The sequence below is a fragment of the Bacillus sp. SSR7 genome, from assembly GCF_055902415.1.
Window position 1 is genome coordinate 14,978 of the sequence record NZ_JBVVXV010000015.1, and the last position, 20,819, is coordinate 35,796.

Genomic DNA, 20,819 nt, shown 5'->3' on the forward strand with positions numbered 1-20,819 from the left:
GGAGATATTGTTAGATGAACATAGAACAATTTCAATCTATGCTAGAAGAGAAGGGAATCACCCTCTCTTCTAGACAGTTAGAGCAGTTCGAAATCTACTTCGAAACATTAGTAGAATGGAATGAAAAAATGAACTTAACGGCTATTACGGAAAAAGAGGAAGTATATTTAAAACACTTTTTTGATTCTATTACAGCTGCTTTTTATTACGATTTTTCAAAACCATTCTCAATTTGTGATGTTGGCGCAGGAGCTGGATTCCCAAGTATTCCTTTAAAAATCTGTTTCCCGCATTTAAAAGTGACGATTGTAGACTCATTGCAAAAACGTATTAATTTCTTAAATCATTTAGCACAAAAGTTGGAATTGAGTGACGTCGCGTTTTGTCATGATCGTGCTGAAACATTTGGAAAAAAAGAAGGTGTACGTGAAGCGTACGACATTGTAATGGCACGTGCAGTCGCGCGTCTTTCAGTATTAAGTGAGCTATGTTTACCACTTGTAAAAGTTGGGGGAACATTCATTGCAATGAAAGGTGCTGCAGCAAACGAAGAAATTGAAAATGGCAAGTATGCTTTAGAGGTGCTAGGCGGTGATTTAAAAGAAATGTCTACGTTCCAATTACCGTTTGAAGAAAGTGAACGTAATATTTTATTAATCGAGAAAAAGCGCAAGACACCAAAGAAATATCCACGCAAACCGGGAACACCCAATAAATTACCTATTGAAAAATAAATCTTATTAGACGTAAGATTAAATTATATAAATGAAAACGTAAATGTTTCATAGGAAACATTTTATGGAGAATAGTCAATAGGCCTAAAGGTGGTGGAATATGTATGAAAAATACGTTTTCTCGTTTATTTGGCTTTGGAGATAAAGAGAGCGAATTCGAATTACAAGACGAAAGCCATGAAGAAATAGATAAAAAGGTATATGAAGAAATACAAGAAATTCCGATAGTAAATATTACCCCTAACCGTTATCAACCACGAACAGTTTTTGATGATGCACGTATTGAGGAACTAGCATTAACGATTCGTACACACGGACTTATTCAGCCAATTGTTGTGAGGCAATATGAGGATGATAAGTACGAGATTATTGCTGGAGAAAGGCGTTTCCGTGCAGCAACAAAGTTAGGGTGGGAAAAGGTTCCTGCAATTATAAAAAACTTAAATGATACAGAAACAGCTTCTGTGGCTTTAATTGAAAACTTGCAACGTGAGGAACTAACAGCAATCGAGGAAGCTGTGGCATATCAAAAGCTAATTGAGTTACATAATTTAACGCAAGAAGCATTGGCACAAAGACTCGGAAAAGGACAATCCACAATCGCAAATAAGTTGCGATTGTTAAAGTTGCCTGAAGAAATAAAAAATGCGTTATTAGAAAAAAGTATTACAGAACGCCATGCCCGTGCGCTCATCCCTTTAAAGAATGAGGAATTACAACTAAAGGTTTTACAGGAAATTGTGGAGAAACAACTGAATGTAAAGCAAACAGAGGAACGAATTGCGAAATTACTAGAGGAAGCAAAACCGAAGCGTAAGGCAAAGCAAAAAGCAGTAAGTCGAGATACGAGAATTGCCATGAATACAATTAGGCAGTCATTACAAATGGTTGCTGACAGTGGTTTAAATGTTAATTCTGAGGAAGAAGAGTTTGATGAGTACTATCAAATTACAATTCAAATTCCGAAGAAAAAATAATAATGGCGTGTTAGAGACCTGATCCTATTGGATAGGTCTCTTTTACTATATTTTCTTGTTAGATGAAGAAGGAGTTTACAAATAAATTTTGAAGTTTAATAAGGACGTAAAAGAAAAACTTTTATTTCATGTTACAATAAACGTAATTGTTACTAGAATAAGATAGAAAGGTTGAAAGTAGGTGACATCATGGGAAAAATCATTGCTATAGCCAATCAAAAGGGTGGCGTTGGAAAAACAACAACATCTGTTAATTTAGGGGCTGGATTGGCACAAGTAGGTAAAAAGGTCCTTCTTGTAGATATTGATGCTCAAGGAAATGCAACGACGGGTGTGGGAATTGAAAAATCCGAATTAGATCAATGTATTTACAATGTTCTTGTGGAAGATGCAGATGTTCAAGGGGTTATACAGAAAACCGCAACTGAAAACTTAGATGTTCTACCCGCTACAATTCAATTAGCAGGTGCTGAAATTGAATTGGTACCGACTATTTCCCGGGAAGTACGTTTGCAAAGGGCATTACAGCCAGTTCGTGATGAATATGATTATATTATTATTGACTGTCCCCCGTCCTTAGGGTTATTAACGATTAATGCATTAACTGCAGCAGATTCTGTTATTATTCCTGTTCAATGCGAATATTACGCACTAGAAGGGTTAAGTCAGCTATTAAATACAGTTCGACTGGTGCAAAAGCACTTAAATAAAAATCTAGCAATTCAAGGCGTATTGCTAACAATGTTAGATGCCCGTACAAATTTAGGGATTCAGGTTATAGATGAAGTGAAAAAATACTTTAGAGATAAAGTATACCGTTCGATTATCCCTCGTAATGTTCGTTTGAGTGAAGCACCAAGTCATGGGAAACCAATTATGCAGTATGACGCTAAATCAAGAGGGGCAGAAGTATATATAGATTTAGCAGAGGAAGTGATTGCAGGTGGCTAAAGGATTAGGAAGAGGAATCAATGTGTTTTTTCCTGATTTAGATGTGAAAGAAGAAGAGACAATTCAGGAGATTACGATAACTGAATTAAGGCCGAATCCATATCAACCACGTAAACACTTTAATAAAGAGGCGATTCAGGAATTATCGGCCTCTATTAAAGAGCACGGCATATTACAACCGTTAATTGCTAGAAAGAGTATTAAAGGATATGAAATTGTTGCAGGTGAAAGAAGATATCGTGCTGCTAAAGAGGCAGGGCTCGAAAAAGTACCTGCCGTTGTAAGGCAATTAAATGAGCAGCAAATGATGGAGTTTGCATTGCTTGAAAACTTACAACGAGAAGATTTAAATCCAATGGAAGAAGCAATGGCATATCAAATGCTAATGAATGAGCTAAATGTGACGCAAGAACAATTAGCAAAACGCCTTGGTAAGAGTAGACCTTACATTGCAAACTATACGCGGTTATTGAGCCTCCCTTCTTTTGTTCAAGATATGATTGCAAATGGTCAACTTTCAATGGCTCATGGGAGAACCTTGCTTACGATAAAAGATGAAGAACAATTGAAAGCTTTATTGAAACGAATTGAAAAAGAAGGATTAAATGTTCGGCAATTAGAGAAAATTGTTCAGGAGATCAATCAACGCGTTTCACGTGAAACAAAACAAGTGAAAAAAGAAAGAAATATATTTTTCGTAGAACGCGAAACATTCTTAAGAGAAAAGTTTGGCACAGATGTAAAAATTAAAGAAACCAAAAAAGAAAAAGGTAAAATCGAAATTGAATTTTTCAATAAAGAAGATTTAAATCGTATTTTAGAATTATTAGCGCAGAAAAACTAAAAAGCAAACCATCTTATTATTTATAGATGGTTTGCTTTTTTTAATACAGATAATTTTTGGTCTGTTTCTTTTATACTTTGTGCAATTACATCAGCCATTTTCATAACTAAACTTAATCTTGTATTTTGTAGGACGAAAAATTCCATAAAACCATTTAGATTTACGATGCCATGAATATGTAAATCACCAACTGCCGGTAATTTCTTGTTCATCGCAGCTCCAGGTTTACTAGGTCCCATTCCAGTAGTGATGGAACCAATACTTTGAGACTTTCCTAAACAGGCATCAACTGCAATTATAAATGAAGAAGGATTATCTTTCTGTATATTCTGAATTTTTTCTTCTAAGTTTAGCGCATGTACTGGATCATCTAGTGTGCCGAACACTTGGAAGTTTGTAATTTCTATTTGTTCTAGTTTCGTACCGACTAACGGACCGAGTGCATCTCCTGTGGAACGATCTGTTCCGATACAAACGAGAATAATTGGTATATGAGTCTTAACAGGGATATGAGAAAGTAAGAAGTTACTAATTGTCTCGGAGGCTTCTAAATCTTGGTGCATAACATTTTGAGTTTCTTTTTCGAAAAAAGGTAAGCGAAAACTTCCAATATTCATGAAGCACCCATCCTTTTAATAAATTTTCAAAATATGTTATATGGTGAGTAAAATGGAAAACTATAAGTGCGTACTTGCTGTAAAATTTAAGTGAGAACGGAAATAATAGTACTAGTATATATATATTCGTTCCATTTTATACCTGTATGTAGGTTAACAAATGGAATTAAAGTCATAAAATTTTTTCAGCAATTAGGAGACTTCTGATACAATAAGAAGGATAACTAAAAAGAAATTTTGGCTGGAGAGGTAGAGGTACATGGATTTATTAACGAAGTGGTTTAATGCTACGAAACAGTATTTACTAGATGCTGATCGTTGGGCTCATATTGGAATTGCGACATTAAAAATATGTATCATTTTAACAATTGGTGCAATTGTAGTACGAATTGCAAGAGCGGTTGTACGGAATGCGTTTCGTATGGGAAGTCGTTCGCCAATTCAAATTTCAGAACGTCGTACAGTTACAGTAGCGAAGTTACTTGAAAATATTGTGGCATACGTTGTTATGTTTATTATGTTAATTGCGATTTTAGGTGTGTTTAATATTAATGCATCAGGTTTATTAGCCGGTGCAGGGGTAATTGGTTTGGCAGTCGGATTTGGTGCTCAAAGTTTAGTAAAAGATGTTATTACAGGGTTATTTATCTTGCTAGAAGATCAATTTTCAGTCGGTGACTATGTAAAAATTGGTCAGTTTGAAGGAGTCGTTTTAGAGATTGGACTTCGTACAACAAAAGTAAAAAGTTGGACAGGTGAAATTCATACTTTACCAAACGGAAGTATCATTCAAGTTACGAACTATTCAGTTAGTAATAGTGTAGCATTTGTTGATGTATCTATTTCGTATGAGGCTGACATAGCGAAAGCAGAACAAGTCATTGAAGACTTATTACAAGAATTACCTGCAAAGTACGAAAAAATGGTAACAACACCTCAATTGTTAGGTGTACAAACATTAGCTGCTTCAGAAGTTATATTACGTGTTATTGCTGAAGTAGAGCCAATGCAACATGCAGTTATTGCAAGAGCACTTCGTAAAGAAATTAAAAATCGTTTAGATTTACATGGTATTGAAATTCCATATCCACGTATGGTTTTATATAATCGTGAAGAATTAGTGAGTGAAAAAGCAATTTAGTATGGAGAGGGGTTTGGAGAATGGAGCAAAAGCAGTATAACTTGTACGATGTTGTGGAAATGAAGAAAGCCCACCCATGTGGGGAGAATCGTTGGAAGATTATTCGTATGGGAATGGATATCCGCATTAAGTGCGAGGGATGTGACCATTCAGTAATGATTCCTCGAAGAGAGTTTGATCGTAAGGTGAAAAAAATACTTGTGAAGCACGAAGAATAGAGAGAAAGTAACAGTTGCAGTGGGTAGCTGTTACTTTTTTTCGTTTGGAGGAAACTTGTCATTTTTTTCGTTACTATCTATAATGATGAAAGATTGAGACATAGGAGTGAAAAATATGGGATTAACGGCTGGGATTGTTGGATTACCTAACGTAGGGAAGTCCACTTTATTTAATGCAATTACACAAGCAGGAGCAGAATCTGCAAACTATCCATTCTGTACAATTGATCCAAACGTAGGAATTGTAGAAGTACCAGATGAGCGTTTAAATAAATTAACGGAATTAGTAGAACCGAAAAAAACTGTTCCGACTGTATTTGAGTTTACTGATATTGCAGGTATCGTAAAAGGTGCTAGTAAAGGTGAAGGTTTAGGAAATAAATTCTTATCTCACATTCGCCAAGTAGATGCAATTTGCCAAGTTGTTCGTTGTTTTGAAGACGAAAATATTACGCACGTTTCAGGGAAAGTAGATCCAATTGATGATATTGAAACAATCAACCTAGAACTAATCTTAGCCGATTTAGAATCAGTTGATAAACGTATCGAACGTGTTGCGAAATTAGCAAGACAAAAGGATAAAGAAGCAGTATATGAACATGAAATTTTAGTACGTTTAAAAGAAGCTTTCGAAGAGGGGAAACCGGCTCGTACGGTTGAATTTACAGAAGAGCAAATGAAGATTGTGAAAGGTCTTCATTTACTGACAACGAAAGAAATGTTATACGTAGCAAACGTAAGCGAGGACGATGTTATCGATCCTTCTGAAAATAAATACGTACAAATGGTAAAAGAATTTGCTGCAAATGAAAATTCTCAAGTAATCGTTGTATGTGCAAAAATCGAATCAGAAATTGCCGAGCTAGACGAGGAAGAGAAAAAAGTCTTCCTTGAAGAACTAGGCATTGAAGAATCTGGTTTAGATCAATTAATTCGTGCTGCATATGATTTATTAGGACTTGCTACTTACTTCACAGCTGGTGTACAAGAAGTACGTGCATGGACATTCAAACAAGGTATGAAAGCACCACAATGTGCTGGTGTAATTCATACAGACTTTGAGCGTGGATTTATTCGTGCAGAAACAGTTTCTTACGAAGACTTAATGACAAATGGTTCTATGACAGCTGCAAAAGAAGCTGGTAAAGTTCGTTTAGAAGGAAAAGAGTATATCGTAAAAGACGGAGACGTTATGCACTTCCGTTTCAACGTTTAATTTAATATTTCCTAGGAAAAATAAAGATATAAGCTTGGCAAATATATTATATGTTTGCCAAGTTTTTTATGTATGGGTGAGTTGATTCATCTAACTTACTATGATATAATCTAAACTCGTGAGTAATTACTATAAATTAATTGCTCCTTGCCCATTATGGGCCGTTTAGACCAAAAGGAGGTGAAAGTGTAATGAGAAAGTACGAAATTATGTACATCATTCGTCCTGGCGTTGAAGAAGAAGCTCAAAAAGCTTTAGTTGAACGTTTCGCAGGTGTTTTAACAAACAATGGTGCAGAAATCATTAACACGAAAGAGTGGGGTAAGCGTCGTTTAGCTTACGAAATCAACGACTTACGTGAAGGTTTCTACATGATCTTAAACGTGAAATCTAACGCAGAAGCGATTAACGAATTCGACCGTTTAGCTAAGATCAACGAAGACATCCTTCGTCATATCGTTGTTAAAGAAGAAGAAAAATAATTGATATATAAGGGAGAGTGGTTCGATTGATGAATCGTGTTATCCTCGTTGGTCGTTTAACTAAGGACCCTGACTTACGTTACACGCCCAATGGTGTTGCAGTAGCTACTTTTACGTTAGCTGTGAATCGCGCATTTGCCAATCAACAAGGTGAGCGTGAAGCTGACTTTATTAATTGTGTAATATGGCGTAAACAAGCAGAAAACGTAGCAAATTATTTGAAAAAAGGTAGCTTAGCAGGCGTAGATGGACGTCTTCAAACTCGTAATTACGAGGGACAAGATGGTAAACGTGTATACGTAACAGAAGTTCTTGCGGAAAGCGTACAATTTTTAGAGCCGCGTAATGGCGGTGGGGAGCAACGCGGTTCATTTAATCAGCAACCATCAGGAGCTGGTTTCGGTAACCAAGGCTCTAACCCATTTGGTCAATCTAGTAATTCAGGTAACCAAGGTAACTCTGGATTTACGAAGAATGACGATCCATTTTCAAATGTAGGTCAACCGATCGACATTTCCGACGACGATTTACCGTTCTAATACAGTAAATTTGTTAGTTTTAACAAAGAATGGAGGGAAATAGACATGGCAGGACGCAAAGGTGGACGTGCGAAACGTCGTAAGGTGTGTTTCTTCACAGCTAACGGCATCACTCGCATCGATTATAAAGATGTTGATTTATTAAAACGTTTCGTTTCTGAGCGTGGTAAAATTTTACCTCGTCGTGTAACAGGAACAAGCGCAAAATACCAACGCAAACTTACAGTTGCAATTAAACGTGCTCGTCAAATGGCACTTTTACCATATGTTGGTGAATAATAGCGTATGAAATGCACAGTAGAGTCCGACTCTACTGTGCATTTTGCTATGCTTTTCTTTTTTGAAAGAGAGGTTAGATGATGAGGAATACGAAATTTATTACTGAGGGTGCAGCGTTGTTAGCGATATATGCAATGTTATTGCTTATATCTATGTATGTTCCAATTTTAGGCACAGTTGTAACGTTTGCGTTGCCGTTGCCATTTATATTGCTAACGATAAGATATAAAATATCTAATGCTTTTGTAATTTTTACAGCAGCGCTTTTTATTACTGTTATTGTTAGTCAACCGATGAACTTGGTAAAGACAACTATGTTTGGATTAATAGGTATCGTTTTAGGACATATGTATAAAAAACAAAAAAAGCCGGTAGAAATTTTGATGGTGGGGACGCTTGCTTACTTAATTGGTATTATGCTCATTTATGTTGCAAGTATAAAGTTTTTTAACATAGATTTAATGAAGCAAATACAAAATATGTTTAATGAAAGTATGACAAAAAGCGAAAAGATAGTTACTGCTGCAGGTATGCCGATTAGTAAAGAGCAAAAAGAGCTATTTGCACAATTTAATGATGTGTTACAAACGTTATTCCCAAGTTTAATTGTCATGGTCTCAGTATGTTTTTCTTGGATTACAGTTATGATATCAGGTAGTGTTTTGAGAAAGTTAAAACACGATGTCATATCTTGGCCTAAATTTAAGGATATACAATTACCAAAGAGTATTGTTTGGTATTACGTTATATTTATTTTGCTATCAACTTTTATAAAAGTAGAACCGACATCATATTTACATATGGTATTTTCTAACCTATATGTCATATTTGCTTTATTACTAGTGCTGCAAGGCCTGACGTTTATTGCTTTTCTAGCGCATAGCAAAGGTTTTACGAAAGGGGTTCCTATTATTAGTTTTATCGCCTGCATGTTTATCCCGATGCTGTTTCCTCTTGTGATAATCTTAGGTATAATTGATTTAGGGATTTCATTGCGTTCTAAAATAGGGGGATAAAATAATATTCCTTATACTATTTTAATCTGTATTACTAACTGGAAGGTGAGTTAGTTTTACTTTATAGGAGTTGTATACATGCCTGAATTTTATAAGAAACAGTGGTTTTTATATCCTGTTTACGTCTTGGCATTTTTTGTGTTTGTGCTCATTTCAATTCTCTGTTATTTTCATTTACTAATGGGGATAGTCTCCTTCTTTATTTTTTGTATCGTCCTTTTTGTTGTTGTACGATTTGAACTTACTTTCCAAAAGAATTTTGAAAAACATACGACAGATATGATTACAAGGGTAAAGAAAGTGAGTAATGAGGCATTTAACCAGATGCCGATTGGTATTTTGTTATACAATAAGGATTATGGGATTGATTGGGCAAATCCTTATTTATCTTCATGCCTGGGGCAGCATGCATTAGCTGGATGGCACCTTTATGATGTATCAGAAACGTTACTTCTTTTTATTAAGGGAGAAACATCCGATGATATAGTCTCTTTAAATAATCGAAAGTTTCGTGTCTTTGTAAGGAAAGAAGAAAAGTTAATTTATTTCTTTGATGTAACAGAACAAACAGAGATTGAAAAGATGTACGAGGATCAACGTACTGTTTTAGCTGTCATTTATTTAGATAATTATGATGAAGTTACACAAGGGTTAGATGATCAATTACGTACGAATATAACAAGTCTTGTAACATCAAGACTAAATGAGTGGGCCGTTAAGTATGGGGCATATTTAAAACGTGCATCTTCAGAAAGATTCTTCGTTGTGTTAAATGAAAGTATTTTAGCGCAGATGGAGAAAGGAAAATTTAGCATTTTAGATCAAGTACGTGAAGAAACATCCAAAAGGAATATACCACTTACATTAAGTGTAGGCGTTGGATCAGGTGATTTACCTTTATCCGAACTTGGGGCAATGGCTCAATCAGGTTTAGACCTTGCGCTTGGGCGTGGTGGAGATCAAGTTGCTATTAAACAGGCGACAGGTAAAGTTAAGTTTTATGGTGGTAAGACAAATCCGGTGGAAAAACGTACCCGTGTACGTGCCAGAGTGATTTCGCATGCATTAAAGGATTTAGTATTAGAAAGTAGCAATGTCATTATAATGGGGCATAGGGCTCCTGATATGGACGCGATTGGTGCTGCGATTGGTATTTTAAAGGTAGCGCAATTAAATGAACGAAAAGGATATATTGTGCTCGATGAAAATGATTCTGATAAGGGAATTAAGCGTTTAATGGATAAAGTGAAACAAAATGAAGAGTTATGGTCTCACTTTATTACACCAGAACAAGCAATGGAATTTGCAAATGATGATTCCTTACTTGTAGTTGTTGATACGCATAAACCTTCAATGGTGATGGAAGAAAAACTGTTACGCAAAATTGAAAATGTAGTTGTTATTGACCATCATCGCCGAGGAGAAGATTTTATTGAAGATCCATTGCTTGTTTACATGGAGCCATATGCTTCTTCTACGGCAGAGCTTGTTACGGAATTACTTGAATACCAACCGAAAAATTTAAAAATGACAATGTTAGAAGCAACAGCATTATTAGCAGGTATTATTGTTGATACGAAAAGCTTTACATTCCGGACAGGTGCTCGTACGTTTGATGCTGCTTCTTATTTACGCTCACACGGTGCAGATACTGTGCTTGTACAAGAGCTTTTAAAAGAAGATATGGATCAGTATTTACGGGTTGCAAAAGCTATTAAAAATGCGTACATTTATACAAATGGAATTGCGATTGCAAAAGTTGATAGCGATGATTACTATGATCAAGTGCTTATTGCGCAATCAGCGGACACATTATTAACAATGACAGGAATTATTGCATCATTTGTTATTGCAAAACGTGGCGAGAATTTCATTGGAATTAGCGGCAGGTCTTTAGGTGAAGTGAATGTGCAGCTAATTATGGAAAACTTAGGTGGTGGCGGGCATTTAACAAATGCAGCCACACAAATGAAAAATGTTACAGTAGATGAAGCTGAGGAGAAGCTTCGATTTGTTATTGATGACTATTTACAGGGAGGCACACAATCATGAAAGTAATTTTTCTAAAAGACGTAAAAGGTAAAGGGAAAAAAGGGGAAGTAAAAAACGTACCAGATGGTTATGCAAATAACTTCTTACTAAAACAAGGATTAGCTGCTGAAGCGACGAATAGCAGTATGAAAACTTTAGAGGCTCAAAAGCGCAAAGAAGAAAAAGATGCAGCAGCAGAGCTTGAAAGTGCAAAACAATTAAAAGAAACGTTAGAGAAACTAACTGTAGAATTAAAGGCTAAATCTGGAGAAGGCGGCCGTCTATTTGGTTCAATCACAAGTAAACAAATCGTAGATGCAATGCAAAAATCTCACAATATTAAACTTGATAAGCGTAAATTTGAAATGGATGATGCAATTCGTGCATTAGGCTATACAAACGTTACTGTGAAATTGCATCCGCAAGTAACAGCAACAGTAAAAGTTCATGTTAGTGAACAATAAAAATACGTTAAGCAAGGAGGATTGCGTATGAGTGATGTAATGGCTGATCGTACCCCTCCGCATAATATAGAAGCTGAGCAGGCAGTCTTAGGTGCTATATTGATTGATCAGGATGCATTAACTTCAGCATCGGAACTATTAGTACCTGACTCATTTTATCGAACGAAACATCAAAAGATTTTTGAAGTCATGCTTGGGTTATCTGATAAGGGGGAGCCAATTGACTTAGTAATGATGACGTCAGCAATGGCTGATCAAGGATTACTAGAAGAAGTTGGTGGAGTTTCTTACTTAGCAGAATTAGCAGAAGTTGTTCCGACTGCTGCTAACGTAGAGTATTATGCAAGAATCATCGCTGAAAAAGCACTGTTACGTCGTTTAATTCGAACGGCGACTCATATTGTGTCTGATGGATATGAGAGAGAAGATGATGTGGATGGTCTTTTAAATGAGGCTGAGAAAAAAATATTAGAAGTATCTCATCAGACGAATGCGAAAGCGTTCCAAAATATTAAAGACGTTCTTGTAGATGCTTACGATAAAATTGAACTTTTGCATAATCAAAAAGGTGAAGTGACCGGGATACCAACTGGATTTACTGAATTAGATAAGATGACGGCAGGGTTCCAGCGAAATGATTTAATCATCGTGGCAGCTCGTCCATCGGTAGGTAAAACGGCATTTTCATTAAATATCGCACAAAACGTAGCGACGAAAACGGATGAAAATGTAGCGATTTTTAGTCTAGAGATGGGTGCTGATCAGCTTGTTATGCGTATGCTTTGTGCAGAAGGGAATATTGACGCACAAAGACTTCGTACCGGATCGTTAACTTCTGATGATTGGGCGAAATTAACGATGGCAATGGGTAGCCTTTCTAATGCTGGTATCTATATTGATGATACGCCGGGGATTAAAGTAAATGAGATCCGAGCAAAATGTCGTAGATTAAAACAAGAACAGGGTCTTGGTATGATCTTGATTGACTACTTACAGCTTATTCAAGGAAGTGGGAAATCTGGAGAGAACCGTCAGCAGGAAGTATCTGAGATTTCTCGTACACTAAAAGGGATTGCGCGTGAATTACAAGTTCCTGTTATTGCCTTGTCACAGTTATCTCGTGGTGTAGAATCTCGTCAAGATAAACGCCCGATGATGTCTGATATTCGTGAATCGGGAAGTATCGAGCAGGATGCCGATATCGTAGCCTTTCTATATCGTGAAGATTACTATGACCGAGAAACGGAAAATAAAAATACAATTGAAATTATTATTGCAAAGCAGCGTAATGGTCCAGTAGGCTCAGTAGAGCTTGCATTCGTTAAAGAGTTCAATAAGTTCGTTAACTTAGAACGGCGCTTCGAAGATGGACATGCGCCGCCGGCATAAAGATAGTATAAAAAAGAAACGCATTTCTTATAATAAGATGTGTTTCTTTTTTTTTATAGAAAAGATAAGGCTTTCATAGTGTAAAAATATAATTCTTACGAACGAAAAAGTTTTTTAATAAAAAAATGTTCGCTTTTTGGTTGACTTCTTTTTCGGTTTTGGTACAATTATATTGTTTGAATAGATCGTTTGAAAATTGCGGAGGTGCTTTAATAATGTCTTCAGTAGTAGTTGTAGGAACACAATGGGGCGACGAAGGAAAAGGTAAAATCACTGATTTTCTTTCTGAGCATGCGGAAGTAGTTGCAAGATATCAAGGTGGAAATAACGCAGGACATACAATTGTTTTCGGCGGAGTTAAATATAAATTACACTTAATTCCATCTGGTATTTTCTATAAAGAAAAAATTTGTGTAATCGGAAACGGCTTAGTAGTAGATCCGAAAGCATTACTTGAAGAGTTAAAATACTTACACGATCGTGGTGTAAGTACTGATAATTTACGCGTAAGTAACCGTGCGCACGTTATTTTACCTTATCACTTAAAACAAGATGAGTTAGAAGAAGCAAGTAAAGGTGATGACAAAATCGGTACAACGAAAAAAGGTATCGGTCCTGCATATATGGACAAAGCTGCTCGTATTGGTATTCGTATGGCTGATCTTTTAGACCGTGAAGCATTTAAAGAGAAGCTTGCGCGCAATTTAGCACAAAAAAATCGTTTATTTGAAAAAATGTACGATGCAGAAGGTTTCAGTGTAGAAGAAATCTTTGAAGAGTACTTCGAGTATGGACAACAAATCGCACAATATGTATGTGATACGTCTGTTGTATTAAATGATGCATTAGATAATAATCACCGTGTATTATTTGAAGGTGCACAAGGTGTTATGCTTGATATTGATCACGGTACGTACCCATTCGTTACATCTTCTAACCCAATTGCTGGTGGTGTAACAGTTGGAACTGGAGTTGGTCCTGCGAAAGTTACACGCGTTGTAGGTGTATGTAAAGCATATACAAGCCGTGTAGGTGATGGTCCATTCCCTACTGAGCTTAATGATGAAATTGGTCACCAAATTCGTGAAGTTGGTCGTGAGTATGGAACGACAACTGGTCGTCCACGCCGCGTAGGTTGGTTCGATAGTGTTGTTGTAAGACATGCACGTCGTGTTAGTGGTCTAACAGATCTATCATTAAATTCTATCGACGTTCTAACAGGTATTCCAACTCTTAAAATTTGTGTTGCTTACAAATATAATGGCGAAGTTATCGATGAAGTTCCAGCAAACTTAAACATTTTAGCTAAGTGTGAACCTGTATACGAAGAACTTCCAGGTTGGACAGAAGATATTACTGGTGTAAAATCATTAGATGAGCTTCCTGAAAATGCACGAAAATACGTAGAACGTGTTTCTGAGTTAACAGGAATTCAATTATCTATGTTCTCAGTTGGACCAGATCGTAACCAAACGAATATCGTTCGTAACGTATATGAAGCTTAATTGATATTTTTAAGAAAAAACTCATGTCCTCATGAGTTTTTTCTTATCTTTTATAAAAAAAATAAAAAAGGTATTGCAAAATATAAATGAAACATGTTATGATACATCTTGTCGTCACGAAAATATGACGTTGGTGAGTATGAGCCATTAGCTCAGTTGGTAGAGCATCTGACTTTTAATCAGAGGGTCGAAGGTTCGAGTCCTTCATGGCTCACCATTTTATTTTTCGTGGCCCGTTGGTCAAGTGGTTAAGACACCGCCCTTTCACGGCGGTAACACGGGTTCGAATCCCGTACGGGTCATGTTTTTTTTATGTTCATTTTTGGTCCCGTGGTGTAGTGGTTAACATGCCTGCCTGTCACGCAGGAGATCGCCGGTTCGACCCCGGTCGGGACCGCCACTTTTGTTTATACCACCATTAGTGGTTTTATATATAGTTTTGGCTCGGTAGCTCAGTCGGTAGAGCAGAGGACTGAAAATCCTCGTGTCGGCGGTTCGATTCCGTCCCGAGCCACTCTCAGGATATTAAGTGGGCCCACTTAATATCCTTTTTATTTATGTAATTTTACAAAATTGAGTAGTTATTTTAAAATAGAATGAGGAGCCTCTAGCAGTTGAAGCTAGAGGTTTTTCTATAGATCGTATAGGATTCCGTGTAAAAGTGGATCATACATGAGTCTGTGAGAATAGAGGAGAAAGTACTTAAGCAAAAGATGCGGTCATATAGGGACATACTATGTAGACATCAATGTGTTTAGGGATAGTGACCATATTTTTACCCCGCTATTTAATGGGCAGTAAAGCCTACACCTTAAAATTCAGCGAAAGCAAAGAAGTTAAGTGGGGAGCGAGCTACCCGTAAAAGCCCAATTGGTGAGGGCTGATTAAAGTTTCACTTTATAAGGAGGAAATAAACGATGATGGGAAAGAAAATTTTAGTAGTTGATGATGAAAAGCCGATTGCAGATATTTTGAAGTTCAACCTAGAAAAAGAAGGTTTTGAAATTGTAATGGCGCATGATGGTGATGAAGCAATTGAAAAAGCAACTGAAGAACAACCAGATATGGTTTTATTAGATATTATGCTACCAGGTAAGGATGGCTTAGAGGTTTGCCGTGAAATACGTAAAAGCTCAGAAATGCCGATTATTATGCTTACAGCGAAGGACTCTGAAATCGATAAAGTATTAGGACTTGAGCTTGGGGCAGATGATTATGTAACGAAGCCATTTAGTACGAGGGAATTACTTGCTCGCGTGAAGGCGAATTTACGTCGCCATCAGCAAGGTGGTGCGGCAGAAAAAGAAGAAAATACAGAAATGGTTATTGGACCAATTGTTATCAATCCAAATGCGTATAGTGTAACGAAACGTGAGGAAAATATTGAGCTTACACACCGTGAATTTGAGCTATTACACTATTTAGCAAAACATTTAGGACAAGTTATGACACGTGAACATTTATTGCAAACAGTTTGGGGTTATGACTATTTTGGAGATGTACGTACAGTGGATGTAACAGTACGTCGTCTACGTGAAAAAATTGAAGATAATCCAAGTCATCCTACATTAATTGTCACTAGACGTGGAGTAGGGTATTACTTGCGTGACCCAGAGCAGGAATAGTATATGAAGAAAGTCGGTTTTTTTCAATCTATTCATTTAAAATTTGTACTCATATATATGCTATTAATATTGATAGCTATGCAAGTTATTGGGGTATATTTCGTAAGAGAGTTAGAAAAGAGTCTTGTACAAGGTTTTAGAGATTCTTTAACGCAACAAACGAACTTATTATCGTATAACTTGAAACAAGAGTTTAAAAAAAGTTATACAAAAGCAGAGACAGAATCAACAGGTGAGACGATTAAAACGTCCATTCGAAAATTTGCCTCTGATCGAAAGAAGGATATTCAAGAGGTAAGTGTATTTGATGCGAATAGAAAGCTGCTCGCTATTTCAGATGAGTCAAAGCAAAACAAGGTAAATAGAACATCAACTGATATAGCTGTTCAGCGGGTATTGGTACAAAAAAAACCAGAAGTGAAAATTGAGAAGGATGGTCGTACAGGTCACCGTGTACAAGTTATGATTACTCCTATTATGGATGATAACAACAAAGATGCACTTGGTGCTATTTACATTGTTGCATCCATGGAAGATGTTTATAAGCAGATGAAGGATATTAATCAAATCTTTGCGACCGGAACCGTTATTGCATTACTCGTAACAGCTGTACTTGGAATTTTGTTAGCTCAAACGATTACGAGACCAATCTCTGATATGCGAAGACAAGCAATTGAAATGGCAAAAGGAAACTATTCGAGAAAAGTAAAAGTGCATAGCCATGATGAAATTGGACAATTAGCATTATCTTTCAATAATTTATCAAAAAAATTACAACAAGCTCGTTCTTCAACGGAAAGTGAAAGACGTAAATTGTCATCTGTATTATCACATATGACAGATGGAGTAATTGCTACTGACCGAAAAGGGGACATTATTTTATTAAATGATCCTGCGGAAAAGATGCTAAATGTTTCGCGTGAAACGGCGCTCGATCAATCTGTTTTAGAAGTATTGGGAATACAAGAAGAATTTACGCTCGATCATTTATACGAAGAGCCGGATTCTGTTTTATTAGATTTTAGTACGAGAAATGAGCCATATATTTTACGCGCTAGTTTCTCTGTTATTCAAAAAGAGACAGGGAAAGCAAATGGTTTAATTGCCGTATTATATGATGTGACTGAGCAGGAGCGTATAGAAAGGGAACGCCGCGAGTTTGTAGCAAACGTCTCTCATGAATTAAGAACGCCATTAACGACAATGCGCAGCTACTTAGAGGCACTTACAGACGGTGCGTGGCAAGATCCAAATATTGCACCACAATTTTTAACAGTTACACAAGAAGAAACAGAAAGAATGATTAGACTTGTAAATGCGTTATTGCAACTATCTAAACTCGATAGTACAGAACATCGTTTAATGAAAGAGTGGGTCGACTTTACTGACTTCTTTAATAACATTATTGATCGTTTTGAAATGTCTAAAGAGCAAAACGTAAGCTTCAAACGATCTTTCTCTAAAAAATCTCGATTTATTGATATGGATACGGATAAAATTACGCAAGTATTGTATAACATTATTTCGAATGCATTAAAGTATTCGCCAGAAGGTGGAACAGTAACATATCGTTTACGTGATCGCGGAGAATTATTAGAGATTAGTGTAAGTGACCAAGGAATGGGTATTCCGAAAGAAAATGTTGATAAAATCTTTGAACGTTTTTATCGCGTAGATAAAGCACGTTCAAGACAAATGGGCGGTACAGGACTTGGATTAGCAATTGCGAAAGAAATGATTGAGGCACATGGTGGCTCGATTTGGGCAAAGAGTGAGGAAGGAAAAGGGACAACGATTTATTTCACTTTGCCTATGGCAGCAGATGAAGAGGACGAATGGGAATGAGTATGGAGAATGTTAAAACGATAGTTTTAATTAATTTAGTTGTAATTAGTCTATTTCTTACTTTTAACTTATGGACGTATGTGCCAGATTCCACATCTATGCAAAACGCAAAATTTGTACAGGGGAATGAGGGAAATACTCAAACTAAAATTGCTGATGTTGTCCGCCCTACTTCTATCATCGTGCATAAAGATAAAAATCATTACGGGAGCAAAAGAGAGGGAGATATAGAATCAATCTATAGAACTTTGGAAGCAGGGGAATTACATGAGTTCAAAGAGATCTCGATTGCTAAGGCTGACTTCCTTTCTTATGTTCATGGTGAAGGGAAAATTGAACTTATTTTCCCTACCAATATCCCATTTGATGCAGTTAAATCTATGTTTAGTATGAAAGAAAAAAGTATAGCTAAGCCTAAACACTTTAATCGAATTATTCTTGATCCTTCTAGAAGTAGGGATCAAGAAATAAAAATTAATTTTGTTTCTGATGGTGATAACTCTAGAATATATGAAGCAAAATTAAGTGGTGTGTATTTAAAAGATATTGTAAATGCACAAAATCAATTTATAGTATCAGCGAAACCTTATTTTGACTATCAAATTAATGATATAAAAAAGCTATTTTTACCAGATGGAACGACAGAATTAAGTAATATAACATATATTTCATCTAATTTAGCGGTTGATACATTTAAGAATGCTCTTTTTAGTGACCCACGTTATTTAAGCCCTATTATCGAGAGATCGAAAGAAATATTTACAGATGGTATTAGGTCTATGGAGATTGAAAACGATCAGCATATGCTAAAGTATAAAAATTCTTCTGTTTTAAGTGAGAAAAAGCCAGATAATTTAATGCTTTTACAAAAAAGTTTTGATTTTGTAAATGGTCACAGTGGGAGTTTGGATTCATATCGTTTGGACTATATGAATAAAGGACAGACAGTATTCCGCTTACAGGAAGATGGATATCCCGTATTCAATACAGATGGATTAGCTGAATTGAGACAAGTATGGGGATCAGAAGAAGTAATGGAATATGAAAGACCGTTGCTTTCTTTAAATACGAAAGGTATAGAACAGAAGGTTACTCTTCCGTCAGGTCATGTTGTGATAGCATCCTTAGAAAATAATGCCGCAGTAGATAAAAGGTCCATTAAAGATATTGGGATTGGATACAAATTATCACTAGATGGGCAAGTAGCGAGACTACAGCCAATTTGGTATGTAAAGTTTGTTGAAGATGAAGCTGGCAAACAAAAAATATATGAGTGGAGTGAGGGAGGACTAAATGGATTGGGATCGGATTAAAACCATATTTATTGTGACCTTTTTTGTTTTGGACCTCTTTCTCATCTTTCAATTCATTCAAAAGCAAGATAGTAATCAATTGGAGCTTATTGCAGAAACAAAGATAGATCAAGAATTAAAAGCAAACAAAATTACTATGGGTAATTTCCCTAAAGAACCGAAAAAAGAGTCATTTATTAGGGCTGAAAACAAGGCATTTAAAGAAGAAGATGTACAGTCTTTAAAAAATCAAACGGCGCATATACAAAATATGTACAAGATAGAAAGTAAGCTAAAAGAGCCTTTTTTAAATACAAAATCGTTATCCAAAGATAAGTATAATGATTTTTTGAAGAACTATGTATTGGATGGACAAAAGTATGAGTTTGGGGCGATGAAAGATTCTAAAATTTACTTCTTCCAAAAATATAAAGATAAGCCTATTTTCTATAACGATCAGGCGATGATTGTTGTGGAATTAAATGAAAAAAATGAACTTGTGTCGTACACGCAGACGATGCTAACAGGTTTAAAAGAAATGGGCGAAAGTGAAAAAACGAAACAGCAAGAAATTATTACTGCCCAAACTGCTTTAGAAAATCTGTATTTAAAAAATAAAATTCATGGGAATACACATGTAAAAGAAGCGCAAATTGGTTATGCCAACCTTACCGCATCTACTTCTAATAACCAAGTACTTGCTCCAACGTGGAACTTAAAGACGGAGCAGAAGCAGGACTTCTTTGTAAATGCAATTGAAGGACAAGTTATGGAATTAGGGGAAAGGGAAAATCAAGTGGTTGATGAACATACTGGAGTGAGAAAGAATGGGTTTGCATTTTAGCGTACTTGCAAGTGGAAGTACAGGGAATATGCTATATGTAGGAACAGATGAAAAGAAGTTACTTGTCGATGCAGGTTTAAGTGGTAAAGCAACTGAGGCTTTATTTAAACAGGCAGAATTAAATATAAATGATGTATCGGGTATTCTTGTAACACATGAACATAGTGATCATATTAAAGGATTAGGTGTATTGGCACGTAAATATGATTTACCTGTTTATGCAAATGAGAAAACATGGAATGCAATGGAACACTTAATAGGAAATATCCCAACTGAGCAAAAGTTTATTTTCTCAGTTGGGGATGTAAAAACATTCGGTGATATTGAGGTCGAGTCATTTGGCGTTTCACATGACGCGGCAGAGCCGATGTTCTATGCTTTTCATAACAATAATAGAAAGTTAGCTCTTATTACAGATACAGGATACGTGAGTGACCGTATGAAAGGTGTTATTAAGGGGGCTAATGCTTTCGTGTTTGAAAGTAATCATGACGTGGAAATGCTTCGTATGGGACGTTATCCATGGAGTATTAAGCGACGTATTTTAAGTGACGTAGGGCACGTTTGTAATGAAGATGCTGCATTAGCGATGGCAGATGTAATTACAGATGAGACAAAGCATATTTATTTAGCCCATTTAAGTTTAGATAATAACATGAAAGAATTGGCGCGAATGTCAGTATCACAAGTATTAGAGGAAAAGGGATTTGGAGTGGGAGAAGCTTTTGAAATCCACGATACAGATCCAAAAATGCCTACAAAAATTCAATACGTATAATTCTCCATTTTAGTAAACAATAAAGGTGAATA

The 20,819-nt window shown here is 36.2% G+C and carries 21 protein-coding genes and 4 tRNA genes; 24 read left to right on the plus strand and 1 reads right to left on the minus strand.

The features are described 5' to 3' along the window. The first annotated feature begins 14 nt into the window (after positions 1 to 14). From rsmG to spo0J, 4 genes are all read left to right on the plus strand, one after another. Entirely contained in the window at positions 15 to 734 is a 720-nt protein-coding gene (rsmG, locus tag AC0NJG_RS22010) for a 16S rRNA (guanine(527)-N(7))-methyltransferase RsmG (RefSeq protein ID WP_001019621.1), read from the plus strand. Positions 735 to 838: 104 nt separating this feature from the next. Further along, complete coding sequence (gene noc / locus AC0NJG_RS22015) at positions 839 to 1,711, plus strand: nucleoid occlusion protein (protein ID WP_000799023.1); 873 nt, start codon at positions 839 to 841, stop codon at positions 1,709 to 1,711. 189 nt (positions 1,712 to 1,900) lie between these two features. Continuing rightward, positions 1,901 to 2,662, plus strand: a complete 762-nt coding sequence (gene soj / locus AC0NJG_RS22020; RefSeq protein WP_000516114.1) for a sporulation initiation inhibitor protein Soj — start codon at positions 1,901 to 1,903, stop codon at positions 2,660 to 2,662. Beyond that, on the plus strand, positions 2,655 to 3,506 hold the full coding sequence (spo0J, locus tag AC0NJG_RS22025; protein ID WP_087955265.1) for a stage 0 sporulation protein Spo0J: 852 nt from the start codon (positions 2,655 to 2,657) through the stop codon (positions 3,504 to 3,506). Before soj ends, spo0J begins: the two co-directional genes overlap by 8 nt. A 20-nt stretch (positions 3,507 to 3,526) precedes the next feature. On the opposite strand, the gene yyaC is transcribed toward spo0J, so the two are convergent. Beyond that, positions 3,527 to 4,123: a spore protease YyaC gene (yyaC, locus tag AC0NJG_RS22030; protein WP_474063446.1), complete on the minus strand. Its 597-nt coding sequence runs from the start codon at positions 4,121 to 4,123 to the stop codon at positions 3,527 to 3,529. A 259-nt stretch (positions 4,124 to 4,382) separates the two neighbouring features. On the opposite strand from yyaC, the gene AC0NJG_RS22035 reads away from it, so the two are divergent. From AC0NJG_RS22035 to AC0NJG_RS22130, 20 genes are all read left to right on the plus strand, one after another. After that, the gene (locus tag AC0NJG_RS22035; protein ID WP_087955263.1) at positions 4,383 to 5,264 is read left to right on the plus strand and encodes a mechanosensitive ion channel family protein; all 882 of its coding nucleotides are present in this window, start codon (positions 4,383 to 4,385) and stop codon (positions 5,262 to 5,264) included. A 20-nt stretch (positions 5,265 to 5,284) separates the two neighbouring features. Beyond that, complete coding sequence (locus AC0NJG_RS22040) at positions 5,285 to 5,482, plus strand: DUF951 domain-containing protein (RefSeq protein WP_000436051.1); 198 nt, start codon at positions 5,285 to 5,287, stop codon at positions 5,480 to 5,482. A gap of 115 nt (positions 5,483 to 5,597) precedes the next feature. Next, the gene (ychF, locus tag AC0NJG_RS22045) at positions 5,598 to 6,698 is read left to right on the plus strand and encodes a redox-regulated ATPase YchF (protein ID WP_000524669.1); all 1,101 of its coding nucleotides are present in this window, start codon (positions 5,598 to 5,600) and stop codon (positions 6,696 to 6,698) included. A gap of 191 nt (positions 6,699 to 6,889) precedes the next feature. Further along, the gene (gene rpsF, locus AC0NJG_RS22050) at positions 6,890 to 7,180 is read left to right on the plus strand and encodes a 30S ribosomal protein S6 (RefSeq protein WP_001233778.1); all 291 of its coding nucleotides are present in this window, start codon (positions 6,890 to 6,892) and stop codon (positions 7,178 to 7,180) included. A 26-nt stretch (positions 7,181 to 7,206) separates the two neighbouring features. Then, on the plus strand, positions 7,207 to 7,719 hold the full coding sequence (ssb, locus tag AC0NJG_RS22055) for a single-stranded DNA-binding protein (RefSeq protein WP_000981966.1): 513 nt from the start codon (positions 7,207 to 7,209) through the stop codon (positions 7,717 to 7,719). 45 nt (positions 7,720 to 7,764) lie between these two features. Continuing rightward, entirely contained in the window at positions 7,765 to 7,998 is a 234-nt protein-coding gene (gene rpsR / locus AC0NJG_RS22060; RefSeq protein ID WP_000918873.1) for a 30S ribosomal protein S18, read from the plus strand. Between the two features lie 80 nt (positions 7,999 to 8,078). Then, a complete protein-coding gene (locus tag AC0NJG_RS22065) occupies positions 8,079 to 9,014 on the plus strand; it encodes a YybS family protein (RefSeq protein WP_140421294.1) in 936 nt (311 codons plus the stop codon). A gap of 78 nt (positions 9,015 to 9,092) precedes the next feature. Beyond that, positions 9,093 to 11,066 (plus strand): DHH family phosphoesterase, encoded by a 1,974-nt coding sequence (locus AC0NJG_RS22070; RefSeq protein ID WP_087955261.1) that lies wholly within the window; start codon positions 9,093 to 9,095, stop codon positions 11,064 to 11,066. Further along, positions 11,063 to 11,509, plus strand: a complete 447-nt coding sequence (rplI, locus tag AC0NJG_RS22075; RefSeq protein WP_087995277.1) for a 50S ribosomal protein L9 — start codon at positions 11,063 to 11,065, stop codon at positions 11,507 to 11,509. Before AC0NJG_RS22070 ends, rplI begins: the two co-directional genes overlap by 4 nt. Before the next feature lie 27 nt (positions 11,510 to 11,536). After that, a complete protein-coding gene (gene dnaB, locus AC0NJG_RS22080; protein ID WP_001286244.1) occupies positions 11,537 to 12,898 on the plus strand; it encodes a replicative DNA helicase in 1,362 nt (453 codons plus the stop codon). A gap of 215 nt (positions 12,899 to 13,113) precedes the next feature. Then, on the plus strand, positions 13,114 to 14,403 hold the full coding sequence (locus tag AC0NJG_RS22085; RefSeq protein ID WP_087955259.1) for an adenylosuccinate synthase: 1,290 nt from the start codon (positions 13,114 to 13,116) through the stop codon (positions 14,401 to 14,403). A 141-nt stretch (positions 14,404 to 14,544) separates the two neighbouring features. Beyond that, positions 14,545 to 14,620: transfer RNA gene (locus tag AC0NJG_RS22090), tRNA-Lys, on the plus strand. A gap of 13 nt (positions 14,621 to 14,633) precedes the next feature. Beyond that, positions 14,634 to 14,705: transfer RNA gene (locus AC0NJG_RS22095), tRNA-Glu, on the plus strand. Between the two features lie 22 nt (positions 14,706 to 14,727). Further along, positions 14,728 to 14,803, plus strand: a tRNA-Asp gene (locus AC0NJG_RS22100). Between the two features lie 41 nt (positions 14,804 to 14,844). Continuing rightward, positions 14,845 to 14,917: transfer RNA gene (locus tag AC0NJG_RS22105), tRNA-Phe, on the plus strand. Between the two features lie 403 nt (positions 14,918 to 15,320). After that, positions 15,321 to 16,028, plus strand: coding sequence for a cell wall metabolism DNA-binding response regulator WalR (gene walR / locus AC0NJG_RS22110; RefSeq protein ID WP_000971872.1), 708 nt, complete (start codon positions 15,321 to 15,323; stop codon positions 16,026 to 16,028). Between the two features lie 3 nt (positions 16,029 to 16,031). Continuing rightward, the gene (gene walK / locus AC0NJG_RS22115; protein WP_048553327.1) at positions 16,032 to 17,873 is read left to right on the plus strand and encodes a cell wall metabolism sensor histidine kinase WalK; all 1,842 of its coding nucleotides are present in this window, start codon (positions 16,032 to 16,034) and stop codon (positions 17,871 to 17,873) included. Then, positions 17,870 to 19,186: a YycH family regulatory protein gene (locus AC0NJG_RS22120; protein ID WP_087955258.1), complete on the plus strand. Its 1,317-nt coding sequence runs from the start codon at positions 17,870 to 17,872 to the stop codon at positions 19,184 to 19,186. The genes walK and AC0NJG_RS22120 overlap by 4 nt, the downstream gene beginning before the upstream one ends. Next, positions 19,167 to 20,009, plus strand: a complete 843-nt coding sequence (locus tag AC0NJG_RS22125) for a two-component system regulatory protein YycI (RefSeq protein ID WP_474063447.1) — start codon at positions 19,167 to 19,169, stop codon at positions 20,007 to 20,009. The genes AC0NJG_RS22120 and AC0NJG_RS22125 overlap by 20 nt, the downstream gene beginning before the upstream one ends. Further along, positions 19,993 to 20,787 carry an MBL fold metallo-hydrolase gene (locus AC0NJG_RS22130; protein WP_000522836.1) on the plus strand — a complete coding sequence of 265 codons (795 nt, stop codon included), beginning with the start codon at positions 19,993 to 19,995 and terminating at the stop codon, positions 20,785 to 20,787. The genes AC0NJG_RS22125 and AC0NJG_RS22130 overlap by 17 nt, the downstream gene beginning before the upstream one ends. Positions 20,788 to 20,819 lie beyond the last annotated feature (32 nt).